The organism is Thalassotalea sp. Y01, assembly GCF_012932945.1.
GTDB lineage: Bacteria > Pseudomonadota > Gammaproteobacteria > Enterobacterales > Alteromonadaceae > Thalassotalea_A.
Window position 1 is genome coordinate 24,790 of the sequence record NZ_JABBXG010000006.1, and the last position, 22,301, is coordinate 47,090.

17 protein-coding genes are annotated in these 22,301 nt (G+C 43.8%); 1 reads left to right on the forward strand and 16 read right to left on the reverse strand.

The features are described from left to right. Window positions 1-44: 44 nt before the first annotated feature. On the reverse strand, window positions 45-1,169 hold the full coding sequence (locus HII16_RS10080; protein ID WP_169129859.1) for a sterol desaturase family protein: 1,125 nt from the start codon (window positions 1,167-1,169) through the stop codon (window positions 45-47). A gap of 233 nt (window positions 1,170-1,402) precedes the next feature. Between HII16_RS10080 and HII16_RS10085 the strand changes: the two genes are divergently transcribed. Further along, window positions 1,403-1,984, forward strand: a complete 582-nt coding sequence (locus HII16_RS10085) for a CIA30 family protein (protein ID WP_169129861.1) — start codon at window positions 1,403-1,405, stop codon at window positions 1,982-1,984. Window positions 1,985-2,046: 62 nt separating this feature from the next. Here HII16_RS10085 and HII16_RS10090 read toward each other — a convergent pair whose 3' ends face one another. From HII16_RS10090 to HII16_RS10160, 15 genes are all read right to left on the reverse strand, one after another. Continuing rightward, on the reverse strand, window positions 2,047-4,230 hold the full coding sequence (locus tag HII16_RS10090) for a prolyl oligopeptidase family serine peptidase (RefSeq protein ID WP_211183485.1): 2,184 nt from the start codon (window positions 4,228-4,230) through the stop codon (window positions 2,047-2,049). 291 nt (window positions 4,231-4,521) lie between these two features. Next, on the reverse strand, window positions 4,522-4,779 hold the full coding sequence (locus tag HII16_RS10095; protein ID WP_135439922.1) for a DUF2999 family protein: 258 nt from the start codon (window positions 4,777-4,779) through the stop codon (window positions 4,522-4,524). A gap of 438 nt (window positions 4,780-5,217) precedes the next feature. Further along, the gene (gene sucD, locus HII16_RS10100) at window positions 5,218-6,090 is read right to left on the reverse strand and encodes a succinate--CoA ligase subunit alpha (protein WP_135439921.1); all 873 of its coding nucleotides are present in this window, start codon (window positions 6,088-6,090) and stop codon (window positions 5,218-5,220) included. Further along, window positions 6,090-7,256, reverse strand: coding sequence for an ADP-forming succinate--CoA ligase subunit beta (gene sucC / locus HII16_RS10105; RefSeq protein WP_135439920.1), 1,167 nt, complete (start codon window positions 7,254-7,256; stop codon window positions 6,090-6,092). The genes sucD and sucC overlap by 1 nt, the downstream gene beginning before the upstream one ends. A 292-nt stretch (window positions 7,257-7,548) precedes the next feature. Further along, window positions 7,549-8,463: a uroporphyrinogen-III C-methyltransferase gene (gene cobA / locus HII16_RS10110; protein ID WP_248289587.1), complete on the reverse strand. Its 915-nt coding sequence runs from the start codon at window positions 8,461-8,463 to the stop codon at window positions 7,549-7,551. Next, window positions 8,460-11,234, reverse strand: a complete 2,775-nt coding sequence (locus HII16_RS10115) for a molybdopterin-dependent oxidoreductase (RefSeq protein WP_169129865.1) — start codon at window positions 11,232-11,234, stop codon at window positions 8,460-8,462. The genes cobA and HII16_RS10115 overlap by 4 nt, the downstream gene beginning before the upstream one ends. Window positions 11,235-11,251: 17 nt before the next feature. After that, window positions 11,252-11,608: a nitrite reductase small subunit NirD gene (gene nirD / locus HII16_RS10120; RefSeq protein WP_169129867.1), complete on the reverse strand. Its 357-nt coding sequence runs from the start codon at window positions 11,606-11,608 to the stop codon at window positions 11,252-11,254. Window positions 11,609-11,640: 32 nt separating this feature from the next. Further along, window positions 11,641-14,187: a nitrite reductase large subunit NirB gene (gene nirB / locus HII16_RS10125; protein ID WP_248289588.1), complete on the reverse strand. Its 2,547-nt coding sequence runs from the start codon at window positions 14,185-14,187 to the stop codon at window positions 11,641-11,643. 62 nt (window positions 14,188-14,249) lie between these two features. Continuing rightward, window positions 14,250-15,473 carry an alginate export family protein gene (locus HII16_RS10130; RefSeq protein WP_169129869.1) on the reverse strand — a complete coding sequence of 408 codons (1,224 nt, stop codon included), beginning with the start codon at window positions 15,471-15,473 and terminating at the stop codon, window positions 14,250-14,252. Window positions 15,474-15,514: 41 nt separating this feature from the next. Further along, window positions 15,515-16,369 carry an ABC transporter ATP-binding protein gene (locus tag HII16_RS10135; protein ID WP_169129870.1) on the reverse strand — a complete coding sequence of 285 codons (855 nt, stop codon included), beginning with the start codon at window positions 16,367-16,369 and terminating at the stop codon, window positions 15,515-15,517. Between the two features lie 31 nt (window positions 16,370-16,400). After that, window positions 16,401-17,339 carry an ABC transporter permease gene (locus HII16_RS10140; protein WP_189637920.1) on the reverse strand — a complete coding sequence of 313 codons (939 nt, stop codon included), beginning with the start codon at window positions 17,337-17,339 and terminating at the stop codon, window positions 16,401-16,403. 104 nt (window positions 17,340-17,443) lie between these two features. Then, window positions 17,444-18,841: a CmpA/NrtA family ABC transporter substrate-binding protein gene (locus HII16_RS10145; protein WP_169129872.1), complete on the reverse strand. Its 1,398-nt coding sequence runs from the start codon at window positions 18,839-18,841 to the stop codon at window positions 17,444-17,446. Between the two features lie 409 nt (window positions 18,842-19,250). Further along, window positions 19,251-20,366 (reverse strand): CmpA/NrtA family ABC transporter substrate-binding protein, encoded by a 1,116-nt coding sequence (locus tag HII16_RS10150; RefSeq protein ID WP_169129874.1) that lies wholly within the window; start codon window positions 20,364-20,366, stop codon window positions 19,251-19,253. A 2-nt stretch (window positions 20,367-20,368) separates the two neighbouring features. Then, window positions 20,369-20,992 (reverse strand): ANTAR domain-containing protein, encoded by a 624-nt coding sequence (locus tag HII16_RS10155; RefSeq protein ID WP_169129876.1) that lies wholly within the window; start codon window positions 20,990-20,992, stop codon window positions 20,369-20,371. Window positions 20,993-21,155: 163 nt separating this feature from the next. Next, on the reverse strand, window positions 21,156-22,274 hold the full coding sequence (locus HII16_RS10160; protein WP_169129878.1) for a M20/M25/M40 family metallo-hydrolase: 1,119 nt from the start codon (window positions 22,272-22,274) through the stop codon (window positions 21,156-21,158). Window positions 22,275-22,301 lie beyond the last annotated feature (27 nt).

Consider the following 22,301-nt stretch of genomic DNA (forward strand, 5'->3'; position numbering starts at 1 on the left):
GCACTTTCTTTATTCTGACAACGCCAAGTTTACGTTACATCCGTTTATTTAGGCTGTGACTTAAACGGAAACATTTGCTGTTTAACCATACCGTCAGGCACATAATCACCCACCACACCGTATTCATCAGGCCACTCTTTCTCATCTTTTACGGCGGTACCCAATAGATAATCTAGAAACGAAAAATGCGCAGCATAGTTACGATCAATGGCGGCTTTATCGGATGAATGATGCCAATGATGAAATTGCGGTGTGACGATTATGTATTGCAACCAGCCAAACTTGATGCGCACATTAGCGTGATTAAACACTGCCTGAATGCCAACAATGATTACATAAATATCGATCACCGCCTTAGAGAAACCAAGAATAAAGATTGGTGTTAACACTAAACAGCGAGTCACGATGAGTTCAAGAAAGTGCTGTCTTGAACCAGCTAACCAGTCCATTTTTTTGGCACTGTGATGTATCGCATGAAAGCGCCAAAAAAATGGCACTTCATGATACAAACGATGGGTTACGTATTGGAAAATATCCGCGACGAGAATAATGAACAGCACCTGCAATACCAATGGCATTTGTTCAATCATCGATTTGATTGAGTCGCTTTGTGCCCAACCAAAAGCGCCATGGACAAAGTGGTTAGTTACCAATAAAACAAAGCCAACCAATAGATGATTGACAAAAAAATGGTGTAAGTCGGTTTTCCAATCATCACGTAAAATAGGCTGTTCTTTTCTATGCGGTAATAATTTTTCTATAAAGATAAAAATTAACGTTGAGCCGAGCAAGTCAAGAATAAACCAATCAAGGCCAATATAAGGGGTATTATCAGGAAAATCGCCTATTTCAACCGTGTGACCACCAAGCATCATGGTAATGATGAGGAATAACCACGCCACAGCCCCCAAGCGCTTATTGGTATTGCGAACGAAGTTTAACAAGCCAAGACTGCCGGATAAGACCATGCCGTAAAACATCACTTGCCTAAGTATCTCAACATCGTAATTGGCTCTTAATTCTGGGGTACTAAGGTATTGAGGAAAATGAAACGCAACGACCCCAAAAAAGGATAGTATTGCCAACATGCATGCAAGATAGCCACTGATAGCGCCTTCACCAAAGCGAAATTCAGTAGAGCGAAAAATTTTATCCGATAACTGTCTCATGGGTGTCCCTATTATTGTTATTCGTTCTCAATCCATAATCATTGACTAGAAAAGATACAAAACCATATTATCGAATCGCTGAGCAATGTCAAAGCTTGCACACCAGTACAAAACCCACATCTGAATCTCTAACACTAAACATTTTAGAGACAAATATATTTTGTGATGAGAATCAGAACACTAACTCAACATCACGATTTAGTGGTGATTGCGACTGCTATAATGACCTTACAATGGATCTTTTCGCCAAGTTCGGACGTAATAACAATATGAACTTTTTATCTCCTTTATTTTCTTCTGCCGTGGTGACCGGTATGATTTTTTCGCAAACAGTCAGTGCGGCCTCGCCGGTCACAGAAAGAGCGTGGTACGTCATTAACGACGGTGTGATGGGCGGCCTTTCCCACAGCCAAGTTGATATTCACGAAAACACGCTGATTTTTAAGGGTCATGTGTCGCTCGAGAACAATGGCGGTTTTGCTTCTATCCGAACCATCATGACGGCCATTCCCGGTAGCAGTCAAATTCAACTGACCTTGCGCGGTGATGGCAAAGCTTATCAACTGAGATTGCGCACCACAGAGAGCTTTGATGGACCGGCATTCGTGCATGAGTTCACGCCCCCTAAAGGTGAATGGCAAACCTTTACTGTTGAAGCCAGTGATTTTCACTTGCAATATCGAGGACGAAAACTGCAATCGGATCGTCAATTAAAACTCACTGACGTTAAACAAATAGGCTTTTTAATCGCTGGCAAACAACAAGGTGACTTTACCCTACATATAAAATCATTGCGTTTTTTATCAAGTATTTAGACTATACCTGCGCTAAAACAAAGGCCGCAAATGCGGCCTTTTTTACGCTAAAGCTTTAGTCATTAATTTAGTGATTTAACACCCATATTGTAAAGCGTGAAGCCAAAGATATCAGCATACTGCTCGATGCTCTTGCTCACTGGCGTACCTGCACCATGGCCTGCATTGGTTTCAATACGAATCAAGGTTGGAGCATCGCCCGCTTGCTTGGCTTGTAATTCCGCCGCAAATTTAAATGAGTGAGCTGGCACAACACGATCATCGTGATCCGCTGTGGTTACCATGGTTGCAGGGTAACTGACACCGTCTTTAACATTATGAGTTGGCGAGTAGCCTTTCAAGTAGTTAAACATCTCTTCACTCTGTTCTGAGGTGCCGTAATCGTATGCCCAACCAGCGCCCGCAGTGAACGTGTGATAGCGCAGCATATCCAATACACCAACGGCAGGTAAGGCAACCTTAACTAAGTCAGGGCGTTGAGTCATAACCGCACCCACCAATAAACCACCATTTGAACCACCGCGAATAGCCAGATAGTCACTTGAGGTATAGTTTTCACTGATCAAGTATTCGCCGGCAGATATGAAGTCATCAAATACGTTTTGCTTTTGCAGTTGAGTGCCTGCTATGTGCCATTTTTTACCGTATTCACCGCCACCGCGAAGATTGGCAACCGCATAAATACCGCCTTGTTCCATCCAAACCGCATTGGCGACAGAAAAGCTCGGCGTTAAGCTGATATTGAAACCACCGTAACCATACAAAATGGTTGGGTTGCTACCATCGAGTTTTAGGCCTTTCTTGTGGCTGATGATCATCGGTACCTTAGTACCGTCTTTTGATGTGTAGAAAATTTGTTTCGAGACAAAGTCATCGCTGTTCACTTTCGCTTTTGATGCCATGTAGACATCTGACTTGCCACTGTTTACATCAAAGCTGTAAATCGTTGACGGTGTGGTGTAGTTATTAAACGAATAATACAGGGTTGTTTCATCTGTCTTACCAGATAAGCTGCTTGACGAACCAACACCAGGTAAGCTCACTTCGCGTACCAATTTGCCGGTCATATCGTATTGCATCACTTTTGAGATAGCATCAACCATGTATTCCGCAAAAATAAAACCACCACCAACCGATGGAGCTAATACATTGTCGGTTTCAGCGATCAAATCTTTCCAGTTTTCGCTGGTCGGAGACTTTGCATCAACGATAACGACTTTCTTATTTGCCGCACCTAAGTTGGTAACGAAATACAAAGTATCGCCTTCACTATGCAGCAATGATGTATCCGAGTCAGTGTGATCTAATACGGTAACCAATTCACTGTCAGGCTTGCTTAAATCTTTCATATAAAGATCGTTACCTGATGTTGAAACCGCACCATAAATAAATAAGTAACGACCGTCTTCTGTGACTTCACCAGAGACATAGCGACGTTTTTGCTCGTCTGTGCCACCAAAGATTAATGCATCTTCTGATTGTGGCTTGCCTAGCTGATGATAATACAGTTTGTGTTGATCGGTCTTAGCCGACAATTCACTGCCTTGTGGTTTATCGTAACTTGAATAATAAAAGCCTTCGTTATTAAACCAAGAAATACCAGAGAATTTGACATCAACTAACGTATCACCCAATTGCTTGCCGGTTTTGGTATCAATAATAATGATTTTACGCCAGTCACTACCGCCCTCAGAAATTGAATAAGCCGCTAATGAACCGTCTTTTGAAAAGCTAACTTGTGACAGCGAGGTAGTGCCGTCTTCACTAAAGGTATTTGGATCGAGAAAAACCTCTTCATTTCCGTCAGCGTCTTTGCGATATAAAACGTATTGGTTTTGTAAACCGTCATTCTTATAGAAGTATTGATATTCGCCTTCTGTGTACGGCACGCCGACTTTTTCGTAGTTCCATAATTCTTGCAAACGTTGCTTTAATTGTGCGCGATACGGAATTTGCTCTAAGTAATCGAACGTCACCTTGTTTTGGGCTTTAACCCAAGCACCAGTTTCTTCACTTCGATCGTCTTCTAACCAACGATATGGGTCAGCGACTTTAACGCCATAATACTCATCGACAACGTCTCCTTGACGTGTTTCAGGGTAAACCAATTTGGTGGCGACTTGTTCGCTCGCTTTTTTTTCAACAGCAGTATCTGTAACTACAGGAGCCGGTTTTTCAGCGGCTTTATCGCCACATGCAGACAAAAGGACTGCTGCAACGGTGATTGCCAGTGATTTTTTCATCATTATTATTTCATTAATCGTGAATGGAAGACCAAGAATATATGCGAATGAAGAAAATGTCTAACTCTATGAATAGGATAATGATTGGTTAGATTTGATTGGATAGCTGTAAGACAACGTCAGGGTTACAACGATGTCATGAACGCCGTAATGCCATACGTCATTGGATAAAATAACCTGCATAATCTCAGGTCATCATAACGCATCAAAACACAGAGCCAACTGCGTACTTAGTTTGAACTTAACAATATGAGTTATGTGAAGATGCGCTAGCTTAGGCTAATTAATCAGCTGCTAGCTTTGATATTTTAACTTTTGCGCCGCTTGTGCGAGTGCTTCGGTATCTAAACCAAGTTCGCTGACCGCGTCTTTGATTAACGCTGGGTTGCTCATCACTTGCATTAAGATCGGTTGCAGCCTGTCTTGAGGGATATCCAATTGGGTAATCGTCGCCATCGCTACCATCGGGTTCTCGGTCATTTGCTGGAACAAATCAGTGATCTGTTCATCTGAAATATTTTCCTGTTTAAGTAGTGCGATAATTGGATTCATAATCTGTGTATTCCTTTTAGTATTCTTATAATATAGAAGTGCCTAGGACGTTTTTTCAAGGCAACTAACGAAATAAAACCGTAACCATTATATCTTTTCAAGGGGTCAGAACTCTTGAAAAGCTTTTAGACAGAGCTTTGGCTATTACGACTGGTAGTAAAAATACCTACATTTATTTAACGATGTTCTATTGTTGTACGAAAGTGCCGATTAATCCTATTATATGCTGCTCGATTTACTCCCGGACTTACTTTTTAATCTTCTTATGATTGTTCTAGAATAGCCCAGAGGAAGGTCGAATTAAGTGATTAGGCATCTCTACCAGTGTGCTGCCACCTTGGAAAGTAAAAATAAGTTTCAAGTGTTCTGACCCCTTGAAAATAATGTGGGCATAAAAAAGGCCGCTTACGCGACCTTTTCTTGTAAAACAGGAGGTGATTACCAGCCTGTTTTCTCTTTAAGTGCTACACCGATGTCAGCTAGGCTGCGTACAGTTTTAACACCAGCAGCTTCAAGCGCTGCGAATTTGTCGTCTGCAGTACCTTTACCACCAGCAATGATGGCACCAGCATGGCCCATACGCTTACCAGCAGGCGCTGTAACACCAGCAATGTAAGAAACAACAGGCTTAGTTACATTAGCTTTAATGTACTCAGCCGCTTCTTCTTCAGCAGTACCGCCGATCTCACCGATCATAACGATAGCTTCAGTTTGAGGGTCGTTTTCAAACATCTCAAGTACGTCAATAAAGTTAGTACCTGGGATAGGGTCACCACCAATACCAACACATGAAGACTGACCGAAACCAGCATCTGTTGTTTGTTTAACGGCTTCATACGTAAGCGTACCTGAACGAGATACGATACCTACTTTACCTGGCTTGTGGATGTGACCTGGCATGATACCAATCTTTGACTCGCCTGGAGTGATAACACCTGGACAGTTAGGACCGATCATGCGAACACCAGTTTCTTCAAGCTTAACTTTAACGTCAAGCATGTCTAGCGTAGGAATACCTTCAGTGATAGTAACGATTAGTTCGATACCAGCATCGATAGCTTCTAAGATTGCATCTTTACAAAATGGCGCTGGAACGTAGATAACTGTTGCCGTTGCACCAGTTGCTTCAACCGCTTCACGTACGGTGTTGAATACTGGAAGACCTAAGTGCTCTTGCCCGCCTTTGCCTGGTGATACACCACCAACCATTTGCGTACCGTATGCAATTGCTTGCTCAGAGTGGAAAGTACCTTGACCACCAGTGAAACCTTGACAGATAACTTTAGTATCTTTGTTAATTAATACAGACATTATTTGCCCTCCGCAGCAGCAACTACTTTTGTAGCAGCGTCGGTTAATGATTCAGCAGCGATGATATCAACATCAGAGTTAGCTAATACTTCACGGCCAGCTTCAGCGTTAGTACCTTCAAGACGTACAACAACAGGAACGTTTACGCCTACTTCTTTAACAGCACCAATGATACCTTCTGCGATCATGTCACAACGAACGATACCACCGAAGATGTTTACTAATACAGCTGAAACGTTGTCATCAGAAAGGATGATTTTGAATGCTTCTGCAACACGTTCTTTAGTTGCGCCACCACCAACATCAAGGAAGTTAGCAGGCTTGCCACCGTGTAGGTTTACGATGTCCATGGTACCCATAGCAAGACCAGCACCGTTAACCATACAACCAACGTTACCATCTAGAGCTACGTAGTTTAATTCCCACTGTGCAGCATGTGCTTCACGCTCATCTTCTTGAGATGGATCGTGGAAAGTACGGATTTTTGGTTGGCGGTATAGCGCGTTTGAGTCAACGCCGATTTTACCGTCTAAACAGTGAAGGTTACCTTCTTCTGTGACAACTAATGGGTTGATTTCTAGTAGATCAAAATCGTGATCAGTAAACATGTTGCCTAAACCCATGAAGATTTTAACAAATTGCTTCATTTGAGTTGGGTTTAAACCAAGTTTGAAACCTAGTTCACGTGCTTGGTAGGCTTGAGGACCAACTAGTGGATCGATAGCAGCTTTATGGATTAGGTGCGGAGTTTCTTCTGCAACCGTTTCAATATCAACACCACCTTCCGTTGATGCCATGAATACTACGCGACGAGAACCACGGTCTACAACAGCACCTAGGTATAATTCGTTAGCGATGTCAGTACAGCTTTCAACTAAGATTTTAGCAACTGGCTGACCATTTGCATCTGTTTGATAAGTAACTAGGTTTTTACCTAACCAGTTTTGTGCGAACTCTTTGATTTCTTCTTTTGAGCTTACTAGCTTAACACCGCCAGCCTTACCGCGACCACCAGCGTGAACCTGAGCTTTTACAACCCACATATCACCGCCGATCTTGTCAGCAGCCTCTGCAGCTTCTTGAGGGGTATCGCATGCGAAACCTTCAGAAACTGGTAAACCATATTCAGCGAATAATTGTTTCGCTTGATACTCATGCAAATTCATGGTGTTTCCCAATTGCTATATGAAATGAACTTAGTGTATGAAAATCAACAGAAATTGAGTAAATACACTAAACGTTTATAATTTTGCCGCTGATTATATAGATAAAACACGGCAGTTTAAAGCCCCATGTAACAGTTTCATAACGAAACATTACATTACACAACACATTTCCCGAAACCCCCCGCAAAATCAGGCGATATGACACCCTCAGCAAGTGGTTTGACGAGTTAAAATAAGGTGTGTGATTGGATGAAATTTTTATGATAAAGACAAGTCGAGTGTCGTTGACTACTTATGCGCTTTTTTGCTCCATGGGCATAGCTTGGCTATCAAGCAGCTCAAGGTTCACCGATTGACGCTTGTTTACAACCTCGCCAACGATGATCAATGCAGGCCCTGCCAGCGAATACTTACTCATATCGGTGGCAATATTGCTCAACGTCGAGCACACCACTTGTTGCTCACTCAAACTACCCTTATCAATGATGGCAATGGGCATATCATCGCGCATACCGTGATCGATCAGTCTGTCGCTTATGGTCGCGACTTTATTAAGGCCCATATAGAACACTAATGTGTCTTGTTCGTGCGCCAATAAACGCCAATTTGCTTCCTGGTCTTTGTTTTTTAACGACGCAGTGACAAAGCGAACCGACTGAGCGCAATCCCGATGGGTTAATGGAATTCCAGAATATGCAGCACACGCTGTGGCTGCAGTAATACCGGGAACAACGGCAAAATCGATATTATGCTGCTGCAAGATTAAGGTTTCTTCTGCAAGACGACCAAAGATACTTGGATCACCACCTTTTAGGCGAACGACACGTTTACCTTGTTGAGCTTTAGCTAACAAAAGTTGGCAAATCTGGTCTTGTTTTAAGCTATGTTGACCACACTTTTTACCGACAAAAACTACTTCAGCATGTTTGGGGAAATATTGATAAATATCTTCGTTTACCAACCAATCGACCAAAATAACCTCAGCACTTTGTAATATGCGATAGGCTTTAAGGGTTAACAATTCGGCATCACCGGCCCCTGCGCCAATCAAATACACTTTCGCATTAGCGCCATGACTAGACTTATCTTGGTATGCCGTTTTCGGCGGCAATGACAAGCGTTTAATGTTGTCTGTCATCGCTTGCTTTACTGAACGAAACGCAGCCACTAAATCGATGTTGTCTTTAAATAACGTGGTAAGTGTCATTGGCATTTCTCCATTGCGATAAGGTTTGTGTCGGCGCTCGCTAACATGCGGCTTAATTCAGGTTTGCAACTGCCACAGCCAGTGCCACATTGCAGCTTCTCGCCAAGCTCTTGCACCGTGTTTGCACCTTGCTCTATGGCCTGACTTATGTGTTTTTGATAAACATTGAAACAACTGCACACTTGCTCACCATTAACGAATTTGTCGCCAACTTGGCCGGTCAATAGTGCGGTTTTATGTTGATTTTGCAGTTCATTACGGGCAAACAATTCACTTAACCATTGGCTATTGGGTGGCGCGGTAACGGCGTTATTTTCGAGCGTTTGATAATCAACGTAGATTGCAAGTTGGTCGCCGTGCATGGCAATCAAGCGTTGCTGACCATCTGCCGATGACATCAAGCGCAACCATTTTAGTTGCGCTTTAAATTGATCTTGTAAGCAGTCAATCAACTCAGTAACACAGTCGCTCTGCTGCTCTTGATATAAACTAAATTGAACGAAACCTTGTTGCGGACAACGCTGCGAAAAAGACAATCTATTGGCATCAAATTGCTCTGCCAATTCTGTCGTCATGGCGATATGCAGCTGAGCACTGACCAAGACTTTACTTGCGTGCGCCAATACTTGCTTACTCTGAGGTTGAGCCGATACCGGGTCGACTACGGTGCGATATAAACTGGCGGCATTAGCGTGAGAAGCAAACTGTCTATTCCAATGAATCGGCATAAAACCTTGGCCCGGTTTTACGTCAGAGGTAATTTGTGCCGACAGCACCACGCGTTCAGCTCGCGATGTCAGTGCAATAAATTGGCCGTCATAAACATTAAGTCGCGCCGCATCCGTTGGATGGATGCTTAATTGCGGACTGCTGGTGTGGCGGTTAAGTTGATGAGCTCGAGCCGTGCGAGTCATGGTGTGCCATTGGTCGCGCACTCGACCACTATTAATCAATAATGATATTTGCGCTGTAGGTGGCGTGTCTTGCTGTCCCTTAGTGCGCAGTGCGGCTTGAGGCGCTGTCAATTCAGGTAATACTGGCGTCACGGCAATAAAATGTGCTTTGCCGTTTGTTGTTGAAAAACGGCCATCACTAAACGGTCTGTGAGACTGCAGTTGACCGCTTTTATCTGCCTTTAATGGCCATTGTTGTGGTTTAAGTTTGTCGTATTGCTCAATGCTATGACATTGCATGGCACTGATATCAAACAAGCGCTGACCTTGATTTTTCTCACCCGTCAAACGACAAAACTCATCAAATATTTGCTGTGGATGTTGATAGTCAAAGCCTGAGAAATTCATCGCTTTGGCGACGTCACAGATAATTTGCCAATCATGCTTAGCCTGCCCGGGAGCCTCAATCATGCCCCGTTGGCGAGAAATACAGCGTTCAGAATTGGTCACGGTGCCATTTTTTTCAAGCCAACCGGTCGCTGGAAACTTAACGTTGGCGTATGCCAAGGTGTCATTTTTGTCGACGCAGTCAGACACCACCACCAAATCGCACTGTTGTAGTGCTTGGATAACTTTATTACCTTCAGGCAAACTGACGACAGGGTTAGTCGCCATAATCCAAATGGCTTTGATTTTACCCGATAACATTTTATCAATAATCCCTGTTGCACTGGCGCCGGCTTTATCGGCAATGACTGGTGATTGCCAAAAATTCTGCACTAACGAGCGGTGCTCTGCATTATCAATATCAAGGTGTGCGGTAAGCTGATTGCTTAAGCCACCTACCTCTCGCCCGCCCATGGCATTTGGCTGTCCGGTAATCGAAAACGGACCACTGCCCGGTTTGCCTAAAGTCGCCGTCGCTAAATGGCAATTGATGATGGCATTACATTTATCGACACCTGAATTTGATTGGTTGATGCCCATCGAATAGAAACTGACCACCTTGTCGGTCGAGGTAAATAATTGAAACGCTTGTTGCACTTGCTCGAGTGGCAATTGGCAAAATGAGGCGACTTTTTCAGGCGTCCAAGCAATGGCTTTTTCTAATGCGGCAAAAAAATCATCGGTGTGTTCGCTGACAAAACGGTTGTTAATAAGACCTTGGCAGGCGATATAAGCAAGCAAACCATTATAAAAACCTGCATCACTGCCTGGCTCTAACTGTAAATGCAAATCAGCCATTTCGGATGTAGCTGTCACTCTAGGGTCAAGCACGACAATGGTCAGATTTGGGTTGTTTTGTTTCGCCAACTGCAAACGTTGAAACAATACAGGGTGGGTCCACGCGGCATTTGAGCCGACCAGAAAAATCACATCGCATTGTTCAAGATCACGGTAATCACAAGGCACCACATCTTCACCAAAGGCGCGCTTGTAACCAGCCACCGCCGATGACATACATAAACGTGAATTGGTATCGATATTGGCACTGCCAATATAGCCTTTCATTAATTTATTGGCGACGTAGTAGTCTTCTGTCAGCAATTGCCCTGATACATAAAAAGCCACAGAGTCGGCACCGTATTGGGCAATTGTTTGTGCAAATCTTTCGGCAACATAATCGGTTGCCTGATTCCAGCTTACGGTTTGCTCATTTATTTGTGGCGCAAGCAAGCGACCATGTTCACCCAATGTATCGAGCAGATGCGTGCCTTTGACACACGTTCTTCCCGCATTTGCCGGGTGAGACTCAGCGCCTTGTAATTTAACCGCTTTGCCATTGTGAAGTTCTATATCGAGTCCACAACCGACACCACAATAGGCACAGGTTGTTTGTTTTCGCTCGCCATAAAACCCCTTGTTGCTTGCACTCATATCAGCTCAATACTCCGTTACAACAAAACTTCAACCATGTCGTTTTCGATGCGAACATCAAAGGTTTGCAATTGCATGTCATCTTGTTGCAAACATCGACCATCGGTCAGTGCAAATTGTTGTTTGTATAACGGTGAGGCGATAACCGGCTCATCATTAACCGAACCTAAGATTCCTCGGTATATCACCATGGCTTTGCCAATGGGATCGTAATTGGATACAGCAAATAACTGCTGTTGTCGTTCTAAATGAAAAATGGCGATTTGTTGTTGCTTGAGCAAGGCACATACCCCTGCATCTTTTAATAACTCGGTTTTCGGACAAACCGCATACCAGCTTTTATCATGTGCTTTGGCGATACTTATATCAGTCATAAATGCTCCTTGGCGATATCAATGGCGTCACGTTACGGTTCAACAACCACAGCAATACGTTCGGCCTTTTCCTCTTCCCGTGCTGGGCGAATCTGCTCTCGTTCATTAACAAACACGATGTTGTCATCCGCTTGTTCGGTATTTACAAAAGACTTAAAACGCTTCATAGCAATCGGGTCGGCCAGTGTTGTTTTCCATTCACATTGGTACTTACCAACGATGTCAGCCATCTGCTGTTCCATGTCTTCACCCAAACCTAGGTTATCGTCGATAATCACTTGTTTAAGGTAATCTAGACCACCCTCTAAGCTCTCTAACCACACTGAGGTACGTTGTAATCTATCAGCGGTTTGGATATAAAAAATTAAAATGCGATCGATATATTGAATTAGGGTTTTATCGTCGAGATCGGTGGCAAATAGATCCGCATGGCGAGGACGCATACCGCCATTACCACACACATACAAGTTCCAACCATTCTCAGTGGCGATTACACCGATATCTTTACTTTGTGCTTCAGCACACTCGCGAGTACAACCAGATACGGCAAATTTCAATTTGTGAGGAGAGCGAATGCCTTTGTAGCGATTCTCTATATACAGCGCCATATCGAGCGAGTCTTGTACACCGAAACGACACCAGGTCGAACCAACACATGATTTAACGGTACGCACCGCTTTACCATAGGCATGACCGGTTTCAAAGCCAGCATCAATCAGTTCTTGCCAAATAAGTGGCAGTTGCTCTACCCGAGCACCAAACATGTCAATACGCTGACCACCGGTGATCTTGGTGTACAGGTTGTATTTTTTCGCCACCTGGCCCATGACAATCAATTTGTCTGGGGTTATTTCGCCACCTGGAACCCTAGGCACAACCGAGTAGGTACCGTCTTTTTGCAAGTTAGCCAGGAAGTTGTCATTAGAGTCCTGCAACGGTAGATGAAATTTTTGCAGAATATATTCGTTATAAATCGATGCCAATATAGAGGCCGTGGTCGGCTTACATATTTCACAGCCCAAGCCTTTACCATGCTTTTCTAGTAGCTCATCAAAGGTTTTAATTTTCTCAACTTTGATCAAATCAAACAGTTCACGGCGCGAATAGGCAAAATGCTCACAAATGTCTTTTTTAACCTCAACACCACGGGCGCTAAGTTCGGTTTCAAAAACATCTTTTAATAGCGCTGAACAACCACCACAGCCGGTACTGGCTTTGGTACAGCTTTTCACTTGGCCAAGTTCGGCACACCCCTGCTCTACCGCATTTATAATGTCGCCTTTGCTGACGTTATGACACGAACAGATGGTCGCGGTATCGGGTAACGCACTCGCACCTAATGTAACGCTGCCTTCGGTCGCAGGTAAAATCAACGACTCAGGGCTGTCAGGTAAATCAATACCGTTTAACATGTACTGCAATAAGCTGTCGTAATCGCTGCAATCTCCGACCAACACCGCACCGAGTAATTTCTGTTTATCGGCACTGACGATAAGCTTTTTGTAGATGCCATTAGGTTGGTCATCAAAGGTATACGACATGCTGCCCGCGGTTTTGCCGTGCGCATCGCCAATTGAGCCAACATCAACGCCCATAAGCTTGAGCTTGGTGCTCATATCCGCACCGGTAAAGCTGTCTTGCTCACCACAAATATGTTTCGCGGCGACTTTAGCCATGGCGTAACCCGGCGCAACCAAACCAAAAATAAAGTTATTCCACAGTGCACATTCACCAATCGCGTATATATTTTCGTCGGACGTTTGACACTGATTGTTAATGACAATACCGCCACGCTCGCCAACGGCTAATTCAGTGGACTTTGCCAATTCATCATATGGTCTAATACCGGCAGAAAATAACACCAAATCGGTTTCTAACACACTGCCATCGGCGAACTGCAATTGATAACGGCATTGCTCTCCTTTAGCGATATTTTCGGTAGCCTTAGAGGTATGAACTTTAACGCCTAACTCTTCAATTTTATTTTTTAATAATTGACCGCCACCGCCATCAAGTTGCACCGCCATCAATTGCGGTGCGAACTCAACCACATGGGTCTCAAGGCCAATTTGTTTTAACGCATTGGCCGCTTCTAGCCCTAAAAGACCGCCGCCGATAACCACACCAACCTTGCTCGATTTTGCGCTACGTTCGATGGCTTGCAGATCTTCAATGGTGCGATAAACCAAACAATGCTCTTGTTGATAGCCTGGAATCGGTGGCACAAATGGGTACGAACCGGTGGCTATAATCAACTTGTCATAACTAAATTGTTCCGACGTTTCGGTGGTGACACGCTGTTGCTGCTTGTCGATGTTGGTCACTTTCGCGTTAACTCGAAAATCGACCGCTAAATCGCGATACGACTGCGGTGTGGTCATGGCCAAATCGTCGGCATTTTTACCACTAAAAAACTCCGATAGATGAACCCTGTCGTATGCCAGTCGAGGTTCCGCTGACAATACCGTCACCTCTAATTGCGGTGCACCATCCAGCTGCTGTTGAGCCAATAACTGCTCAACACAGTGGTGCCCCACCATACCATTACCAATAATGACAATTTTCATTTTCTCTAACATCTTTGTTCCTTAATTTGTTTTCTACCGCACAGCAACAACTGTCTGAATTTAATGCTCGATATTTAGAATCGAGCGCCAACCCATATCCACACTTTGTCGGTATCTACCTTGCCGGCTTCATTGTCACCGGCGCTGTAGTTCGCAAACTTGATACCGGCATTAAAATTTTTCATGAATTTAGTCGCGTATGAAATATTGATTTCATCACCTAAGTCATCGACACCATTGGCCTCTTCATTGGCACTGAAATCGTGATAGGCAAGCATGACCGAACCAGACAATAACTTGCCGGATACACTGACATAGAGATCATCTAAGCCTTGTGCTGGCGTTGACAAAAATTGGTCGCTCCAACCATTAAATTTATGCAGCGTCGCCAGCGGTGTACTAAAGCCGTAATCACCATCATCACTACCAAGGGATTCAAAACCTAACTTAACGGTAAATTTGCCCAAGCCTATACCGGCTTCGACATTGGCATATTCAGCGTCGTATTCGCTATTGCCACTTTCCATGGTTTGCGTTGCAATTTCGGCACGATAGCTTACTGGCTTTGAAAACAACTTGGTCTTGCCATCAAAGCTGGCACCATAAGTATCAAGGGCATTGTCAGTACCGTTATCCATTTCCAATAAATAGCCATAGGCAACAAACTTACCGAACGAGGTGCTATAACTGGCATTGAGTAAGTGATCTTTTGAGTCAATATCTTTTTCTTCAGCAAAGATACGATTGCGCTTATCTAAGTAGGCATAACTAAGCGATAATGCGTCGCTTTTATAGTTAACACTGGCCGCATCAAAGGTTTGTTTATCTTGACGCCAGCCGACATGACCAACATAGCGATGGCCGTCAAAAGTGATTACTTGGCGACCAAGTTTGGCAGTGAAACCTCTGCCTTTGTATTGCACAAAGCCTTGATCCAGCTCTGTGGTGTTTGGATCGGCTATTACCGAATATTCGGTGTTATTACCTATGGTGTCGTTGTAATCTTCAACACCCATAGCATTTCTTGAGTCTTCAAATTCAACTACCGCACTAAAGCCATTAAATTGTTTGGTTTGATAGTGCAATAGGGTTCGTAAGGTAAGACCTTCGGCATCTTTTAATGCATTATCTTGGTCAACCGATTCAAAACGCAGACGAAAATCGACAAAAGCTTTAGCCTTGTTCTCTTCAGCTGGTTTAGGGCTTGCTTGTTCAGCGTGTACCGGCGTGACAGCGACACCTGACAACAAGGCCAGAAGTGGTATATATCGATGGTTATTTTTATTGTTAATTTTCATAATGTATTCCCTGACAAGCTGATGCTTGGATAACGTTTATCTTAGGCAACTTCGGTATTTGGCGATGTTGATGTATCGCCTTCCGTTGTTGCAGCCTTATTAGCAATGACCTCAACCTTGCGTTGTTTCTCATACAAGAAGGTCAATACAGCAGAGCGAAGTCTGTTGTATTCTGGATCATTAGCGAGTGCGATTCGGTCGCGAGGGCGAGGCAACGTTACCTCAAGAATTTCGCCTACAGTGGCGGCAGGACCATTGGTCATCATCACGATTCGATCGCTCAGTAGTACAGCTTCATCGACATCATGTGTGATCATGATCACGGTATTATTCAATTCATCTTGAATTTCCATTAACGAGTCTTGCATATGCGCACGAGTTAGCGCATCAAGAGCTCCAAACGGTTCATCCATTAACAAAACTTGTGGTTGCATAGATAACGCACGAGCAATACCTACGCGTTGTTTCATACCACCGGATATTTCGTCTGGTCGTTTGTGCATGGCATGTTCCATATGCACAAGTTTCAGATTGTGTTCTATCCACTCTTTCATTTGTGCGGCATTCATTGTGTCACTAAACACTTGCTTAACCGCTAGTTCGACATTCTCATATGCCGTTAACCAAGGCAGCAATGAATGGTTTTGAAAAACAACAGCACGTTCTGGACCTGGTTCAAGCACATGACGATTATTCAGCAGCACCCCGCCTTTGCTTGCCTGATATAAACCGGCAACGACATTTAATACCGTTGATTTGCCGCAGCCTGAGTGACCAATTAGGGAAATAAATTCACCTTTATTGATTTTCAGATCGACATCTTTCAACGCAGTAAAGTCACCTTTTGGCGTAGGAAACACCATGTCTATTTTGCTGATATCTAAAAAGCTACTCATCTGTTACTCCTTTATGCCTGGTTGAAATTGATTAACGACTTGCACTTGCTTTGTCCCATGACAACCAGCGCTGTAATAGCAACATGCCGCGGTCCAACATATAGCCGATTAAGCCGATAACAAATACTGCGGTCATGATGCGAGACAATGATTGGGAACTACCATTTTGAAACTCATCCCAAACAAACTTGCCAAGGCCAGGGTTTTGCGCCAGCATTTCTGCGGCAATTAATACCATCCAAGCAATACCTAACGAGGTACGCATGCCGGTGAAAATAGCAGGTATCGTCGCCGGTAAAACAATCTTGCGCACGTGAGTTAACGCCGGAAGACGTAACACTCTAGATACGTTGATCCAGTCACTGTTTAATGACGCAACACCAACAGAGGTTTGAATGATCATTGGCCACAAACAACACAAGGTGACGGTGATCATGGAGTTGATAAATGACTTAGCAAACAACGGATCGTTTGACACATAAACCGCACTCACAACCATAGTGACCAAAGGCAGCCACGCCAGCGGCGACACAGGTTTAAAGATTTGGATCATCGGGTTGATAGCACTGTTCAGTGCCTTGCTCAGTCCGATAGCAATCCCCAGTGGAATGGCGAGAACAGCCGCCAATAAAAAGCCTGCTAATACGGTAATAAGACTGGTTGCAATTTGATCGACAAACGTCTCTTTACCTGTATAGGCTCTTACTTTGACAACATAACTTGGGTCTTTGGCCAGACGTTCGGCATTACGTTTTTCTTGGCGCTGATAAAACGCCTCTTCTTTACCTCGTTCACTAACATGTTCGTTATACAAGTTTCCGACCTGAGTGACGACAGCACCTGGTCCTGGAAATTTGCCCAAAGACGTCTCAATTTGACTGGCCGACAATGACCAAATAAACAAAAAACAAAGTACACCAACCAAAGGCATCAGCATGGCGGTCAATTGTTGGCCAAGCTTTGCTGACATTTCGAACTGTTGGTTGCGATTAAAAAAGCCAACATCTGCCAGTTTTGTATTTACGATTTTTGCGATTAATAAGCTCATTGGTGCGTCTCCGGGCCTAGTTAGTGTTAAATCTTATCGCCAGCTTTTAAGCCGATTGAAAATTTATTGATGTATTCGTTTGGTTTGGTTCCGTCATAGACAATGCCATCAATAAAGTGGGTTTGAGGGTCTCTAAAACCGTCTTCATTCGCTAACGTTGGGAAGTCTGAGCTGGACATTAATTTTTCATCAATTAATGACTGCGCTGCTTTCTCATAGATATCTGGGCGGTAGACTTTCTTAGCGACGTCCATGTACCAGCTGTCAGGCTTGTCACTGTCAATTTGGCCCCAACGACGCATTTGCGTTAAGTACCAGATAGCGTCTGAATAATATGGGTAGGTCGCGTTGTAACGGAAGAAGACATTAAAGTCTGGAACCTCACGTTTATCACCCTTCTCATATTCGAAGGTACCTGTCATAGAATTGGCAATGACTTCAGCATCAGCACCAACATAATTTGATTGAGCTAATATTTTTACCGCTTCTGGGCGATTGGCATTGTTGTTTTCATCAAGCCATTTTGCGGCACGAATCAACGCACGAGTAAGGCGAATAGTGGTATTTGGGTACTTTTCAGCAAACTGTTTAGTAATACCGAATACCTTTTCTGGGTTGTCTTTCCAGATTTCATAATCGGTTACCACTGGCACACCAATACCTTTAAATACTGCTTGTTGGTTCCAAGGTTCGCCAACGCAATAGCCGTATATCGTGCCTGCTTCCATGGTCGCTGGCATTTGTGGTGGTGGTGTCACAGATAGCAACACTTCAGCGTCTAATTGACCAGAGGTGTCGCCTTTATGTGGTGCGTAATAACCAGGGTGGATACCACCAGCGGCAAGCCAGTAACGCAATTCATAGTTGTGCGTCGAGACAGGGAATACCATGCCCATATTAAACGGCTTACCTTCATCTGCGTACTTCTCGACCACAGGTTTTAAGGCATCGGCTTTTATTGGATGTACCGGACGACCATCAGCCATTTTTGGAATATTGACTTTCATTTGACGCCAAATATCATTCGATACGGTGATGCCGTTACCGTTTAAGTCCATCGAAAACGGGGTGATGATTTCTGCCTCAGTACCATAACCGATAGTTGCTGCTATTGGTTGACCGGCCAACATGTGGGCACCGTCTAATCGACCGTCAATGACACCGTCAAGTAAGACTTTCCAGTTCGCTTGCGCTTCGATGGTGACATACAAGCCTTCATCTTCAAAAAAGCCTTTTTCGTATGCGATGGCAATAGGTGCCATATCGGTCAATTTGATAAAACCAAACTTAAGCTCTTCCTTTTCAGGGTAACCCAGTTCAATTTTATCAGCCTTAGCCATAGCACTTAGTGATGTCAAAGCAACTGACGCCGCCAATATGGCCTGACATACGTGCTTATGTATTTTTTTCCATGAATGTTTCATTACATTTCCTCAGATTAAAAAAACAAAAAGCCCGTCACATCCACAAATCGGGATCTGACAGGCCGCTATGCCAAACTAATCGGAAACTACGCCGTTGCAGTTAAATTAGTTTCGTTAAATTGTTATGCGCAAGTTATACGTTTAACTTGCTATGTCGCCAACCCTCGCTGTTGAGGTCATCAACGACTTTTATTGATTCTCTTATTGTGAATCTGTGATGCCATGTGTTTGTGGTCACCACGTTGTGCCAATTGATGATTGATTTATCATCAACCGACTATTAATACTAAGCAGATACTGTGCCAAGTAATAAAACCCCTATAATACAAGGCATTAAAAAGATTTAAAAAGTTTATATTTTGCTTTTCGCTTTATATTGCAGCAGCAATTACCCGTTTTGGTGCAGTACTTACTTAACTAACCGTAAAGCCGAGTTGCTTTGCATACGCCAATTCGTTGAACGGTCGTATAGCGCTGTGCTGTAAATATCTTCCAACTTCAGCTGCAGTAAATGTTTTTGGTCAAGCTGATCAGCAAAGCTTAATTTAAAGTATCGATACAGCTGACTCATATCATGATTATCAGGTCGATTACTGCCTTGTTCATGACAACAAGTAAAGCGGTTATACGCTGGCACGCTGCGCGGCTCCGCGCCTGGAAATGTCAGACAACTGCCTAATAAGCTTGGGGCAATAATATCGATTGCGGTATTTAGGTAATCACGCTTGCTAAGCATTCTCGCCGCTTCGAATCGATTAGCCGTCACTTCTAACCAGCGACAAGCGCGCTGCACCGCTTTTAATAGCGCATAGGCGGTATCCGGTTGCTGCAAATACCAATGCTTTTTAAACGCCAAAACTTTTTCCGGTAAATCAGGCCAAATATCGATTGATGTCGCCACCGTAACGCCAATACCTTCGCGCACGGCTTTGGCGTTGTAGGGTCCACCAACACAAAAGCCATCGATGTCACCTTGGCGTAGCGCACTGACCATGTTACTCGGGGAGATGATAACGATATTGACATCACTCTGCGCAATACCCGCTTGCTGAAAATAACTTTGCAACTGCAGATAGTGACAACTGTATGGGTAGACGGTCGCAAAAGTGAGCTTTTCGCCTTTTTGTTTTAACTCATGGATCAGCGGTTTTAAGTAACTGGCTTCCGAGCCTTGATGAAAATTCAAACCTATGGCGCTTTTTGTATGTAAATCACGACTGATGGTAATGGCATTACCATTGCGGCTAAGGACAAACGGTGCAATCAAGTTTTCACATTGCTTATCAAGACCTAACGCCCCTGCCAACGGCATTGGTGCCAATAACTGGCCCATATCAATGACTCCAGCCGATAACTTATCTCGCATACTGGCCCAGGAGTTTTGCTTTACCAATTCGACATCAAGGCCAAATTCTTTAAAAAACCCGAGCTCTTTGGCAACCACTAATGGCGCGCAATCCGTTAACGGCATAAAGCCTATTTTGCATTGTGGTGTTGGCATTGACGTAAAGTGTCCGTGGTTCATGATCAGCTAACTCCCTCTTTGCTAAACATGGAGGCCATTGCCAACATGTTTTTGGCGACATCCTCCACTCGTTGGCTGTTATCCATCGCGGTTTTGCGTAAAAAGTGATAAGCATCGTTTTCATTCATGTTACGTGATTGCATCAACCACAATTTCGCTTTTTCAATGTTCTTTTGTGACGACAGCTTTTGCTTGGTTACTTTGAGTTCGTTACGCAGGTTTTGATATTCGCCAAAACGGGCGACAGCGATATCGACGATGGACTTAACTCGAGCTTTATCAATGCCGCCGATAACATAGGCGCTTACACCGGATTTGACCAATTGATTGATGGTCGACTCATCTTCTTGCTCAGAAAACATCACCACAGGTTTAGGCGCGGCGTGGGAAATGCGGTTCAGACTTTCCAACATGTCACGGTCGGGAGATTCCATATCGATAATAATGATATCGGGCTGTGATTGTTCCACTTGCTTTAACAGTGACATGCCACCAATGCTGACTCGCTCAATTTCATAATAGGCACGCTTCAAGGCATCCTGAAGGATCTGCGCTTTTTCATGGTCTGTTTCTACCAATAGCACTTTTAATTTATTTGTAATGGATAAGGTATTGTTGTTTTTCATATACAAAATAGAAAATTGCGACAACTAGCCATTACTATTCAAACTTTGTGCCAACCAACAAAACCTATATTTTATAGGGCATTACGCGACATTCTTGATATCAAGTTACTCAAAGTGTGTCAAAATAAGGCAAAAATCGCCCTGTTCAGGTGCAGGCCAATTTTTATTCAGTTTTTGTTACCTGTGCAAGATAATGCTCAGCCTCACTCAAAAAGTGACTGAGCACTAATACATGTTGAGCCATCATGGTATTAACACGCTCAGGGAATATCTGTTGCAAGGTGTCGATATCATCGTACTTGGTATGCCATATTTCGCCCCACTTGCGCTCTTTTTGTCGATCACAAGCACTGAGTTTAGTTTTATCAAAGCAGTCCCAAAAAGCGTCGTTTATGGTTTGTGAGTAACCATCATTGCCTTGTTTACCATTTAAGTGGTAATTGGTTGATTCAATAAAAGCGATCGCGATCCCTGCACAAGCAAACACTTTATGATCACTCCAACCGCCCGCTTCGCCTTTAGGATTGTTGGGGTAACCTTTATGGATCTGATAAGCGTTGTCTTTTAATTGTGCTTGTGACGCCATTAATAGCGCATCTCTCATGTAGGTTTGTTTACTGTATTGCTGGCCTAGTGTTTTACTGCATTTATACGGCGTTGAATGTGCGCTGTGTACATAGCTGATGTCACCGCCAGCGATGGTGTCGAGGTTTATCATGCCGACAACATGGGTAGCTTGTTCGGATTGCAACAATTGCTCCACATAATGACGAGAACCGTGTAACCCGTTTTCTTCTGCACCAAAGGCAATAAAACGAATATTAAATGACTGGCCAGATTGTAGTTTTGCTAAGCGAGCAACTTCCAGCATCACGGCAATACTGGACGCATTATCAATGGCCCCCATCGAGCCGCTGCCATCATCGACAGAGTCAAAATGAGCACCAACAATGAGCGTCTTTTTTAGGCTTGGACTGCTATCAACGATGACATTTTGTGAACTAAATGACGTATCCCCTTTAGTGATCGTAAATCCTTGCAGGCTTGCTTTATAGCCGTATTGCGCAAATTGACTGACGATATAAAGCGCGGCTTTGTTTTCTTCTTCACTACCTGCAAAACGGGCACCTATGCCGTCTGTTGGGTGCGCTAATTGCACTAGATGTTGCTGTACATTGACACTTATATCCGCATCATTGTCGCTATTCATTGCTGAGTTAGCTGCCATAGCACCGTGACCGATTAGTAACATTGCCGATACAATCAGCTTTGATATATTCATTTTCAATTCCATTGCATTTACAGGCTG

Coding starts and splice junctions, on each gene's coding strand:
- HII16_RS10145 (WP_169129872.1), bottom strand. CDS start 18,841: ATGAAACATTCATGGAAAAAAATACATAAGCACGTATGTCAGGCCATA.
- HII16_RS10090 (WP_211183485.1), bottom strand. CDS start 4,230: ATGATGAAAAAATCACTGGCAATCACCGTTGCAGCAGTCCTTTTGTCT.
- HII16_RS10130 (WP_169129869.1), bottom strand. CDS start 15,473: ATGAAAATTAACAATAAAAATAACCATCGATATATACCACTTCTGGCC.
- HII16_RS10095 (WP_135439922.1), bottom strand. CDS start 4,779: ATGAATCCAATTATCGCACTACTTAAACAGGAAAATATTTCAGATGAA.
- HII16_RS10155 (WP_169129876.1), bottom strand. CDS start 20,992: ATGAAAAACAACAATACCTTATCCATTACAAATAAATTAAAAGTGCTA.
- HII16_RS10115 (WP_169129865.1), bottom strand. CDS start 11,234: ATGAGTGCAAGCAACAAGGGGTTTTATGGCGAGCGAAAACAAACAACC.
- nirD (WP_169129867.1), bottom strand. CDS start 11,608: ATGACTGATATAAGTATCGCCAAAGCACATGATAAAAGCTGGTATGCG.
- nirB (WP_248289588.1), bottom strand. CDS start 14,187: ATGTTAGAGAAAATGAAAATTGTCATTATTGGTAATGGTATGGTGGGG.
- HII16_RS10085 (WP_169129861.1), top strand. CDS start 1,403: ATGGATCTTTTCGCCAAGTTCGGACGTAATAACAATATGAACTTTTTA.
- sucD (WP_135439921.1), bottom strand. CDS start 6,090: ATGTCTGTATTAATTAACAAAGATACTAAAGTTATCTGTCAAGGTTTC.
- HII16_RS10135 (WP_169129870.1), bottom strand. CDS start 16,369: ATGAGTAGCTTTTTAGATATCAGCAAAATAGACATGGTGTTTCCTACG.
- HII16_RS10150 (WP_169129874.1), bottom strand. CDS start 20,366: ATGAACCACGGACACTTTACGTCAATGCCAACACCACAATGCAAAATA.
- HII16_RS10080 (WP_169129859.1), bottom strand. CDS start 1,169: ATGAGACAGTTATCGGATAAAATTTTTCGCTCTACTGAATTTCGCTTT.
- cobA (WP_248289587.1), bottom strand. CDS start 8,463: ATGACACTTACCACGTTATTTAAAGACAACATCGATTTAGTGGCTGCG.
- sucC (WP_135439920.1), bottom strand. CDS start 7,256: ATGAATTTGCATGAGTATCAAGCGAAACAATTATTCGCTGAATATGGT.
- HII16_RS10160 (WP_169129878.1), bottom strand. CDS start 22,274: ATGAATATATCAAAGCTGATTGTATCGGCAATGTTACTAATCGGTCAC.
- HII16_RS10140 (WP_189637920.1), bottom strand. CDS start 17,339: ATGTCAGCAAAGCTTGGCCAACAATTGACCGCCATGCTGATGCCTTTG.